Below are 1552 nucleotides of genomic sequence, written 5' to 3'. Positions count from 1 at the left end.
GCGCACAAAGCCGTTCATTCGTCTGCTTCATGGGCGTTTTCCTGCTCTGCGGCAGACTGCAAGATTCCCAGCAGACCATTCCGCAGCTGTTCCAGTGCTTCCGGCGTAGCTCCTTCCATGCCCGAAACACTGTCCAACATTGCATCTGTCAGCTGTTCTGCCGTGATCGTTGGGTGTTGCACATCCTGCCCTTTGGTCAATTCGGTGAACATCTTCTCTGCCACTTTCTTGCTCATGGCTTCCTGTTCGGCGTAGTGGCTCCCGATACCCTTTTTGATCTCCTTGACCGCTGCCATGAAGTACATTTCAATGTCATCAAGGTCGCCTTGATACACTGGCTTTCTCCGAAGGCTGATGTCCTTTGCGGCTTTGGCTGCTTCCGGGGTCTTGACCTTTGTGCGTAGCAGGGTGCTCAATGTCGTGAGCATGGCATTCTGTGCCGCGATGCCAGACGCAAAGGTGTCATCAAAATACTGCGCTATGCGGTAAGTAAGCTCTGCGAAACGAGCATTTTCCAGAAGCAGATTGACTACCTCTGTATTGACGCGCCCTGTGTAGAGATTCCTTGCGGCTTCTACGGACAAGCCCAGTTCAGCAATATCATAGTTCTTGCGGTCGGGGATGTTGGTTTCTCCCAGCAGAAAATCCGTGGATACGTTGAACAGCCTTGCAATTTTCAGCACCTGCTCATGGGTCAGGGTTCCCTTTGCACCGCTGATAAAGCGGTTGATGGTGCTCTTGGAGCAGCCGAGTTCCTTGGCAAGTTCTGGTTGGCTGATGTTGCGTTCTTTCATCAAGTCCGCAAGACGAATGTTGGATGGTGCGGGCAGATATTCCTGTGCCATGTGGTCGGCCCTCCTTTTTGAGCTTTTTCCTCATTATAATACGCTCTGCCGTTTTGTTCAATATACGGTTTCCTCTCTGCCCTTGCTGTTGCAGCCCTGCAACCAGTAAGGGCATTTTTCTTTTTCCGTTGCAGTTTTGCCGCTTTTTTGCTCTTTCTGCAAAATTTTCCGTATATTCAGGCAGGAAACAAAAAAACACCAGAGTTCCCACGCTAGGGACTCTGGTGCAGTACATAACATCGCCCTGCCCGGTGGCCGCAGGGTGCGGGGCTTTGTGGGCATCGAGCCGCTTGTCCACCCCCGTCCATAAAAAGTGCATTTTTTCACGGAAGAAGTTCGTACAACCTGTACGGTCTGTACTTGTACGCACCCGTACGGCAAATCGAGATAAATTAAGGCGTGTTATCGTTTATATTTCGGGTTTCCGTACACCGTACGAACCGTACAGGTTATTTGAACTCCGTACGCGATTTTTTCGGATGCGTACGGAGCAATCAAGTTCGCATTGTGCGAACTTGATTGTAACTCTCCCGCAGGAGACGTTCCCCCTCGGAGAGCCCACTACACTTTGCAGACCATAGGGATGAAAGTGTCATAGTGGGTTATTACACTTCCGCAGAAGTGCATCTCCGTTCCCCGTCACCTCTCGATGAACCTTGAAAGGAGGGATGCCCTTTGGCAAGAAACGATGGCGTTGACCGCACCAG

The 1552-nt window shown here is 51.1% G+C and carries 1 protein-coding gene; it reads right to left on the bottom strand.

Annotated features, from left to right (window positions below; translation table 11 throughout):
• Positions 1–14: 14 nt before the first annotated feature.
• Positions 15–845 (bottom strand): helix-turn-helix domain-containing protein, encoded by an 831-nt coding sequence (locus WMO17_RS13020; protein ID WP_117506299.1) that lies wholly within the window; start codon positions 843–845, stop codon positions 15–17.
• Between the last annotated feature and the right edge of the window lie 707 nt (positions 846–1552).

Origin of the sequence: Faecalibacterium faecis, assembly GCF_040096475.1 — a bacterium.
Lineage (GTDB): Bacteria > Bacillota > Clostridia > Oscillospirales > Ruminococcaceae > Faecalibacterium > Faecalibacterium taiwanense.
Note: the sequence above shows the minus strand (reverse complement) of the source record. Positions and strands in the feature narration are given on the sequence as shown.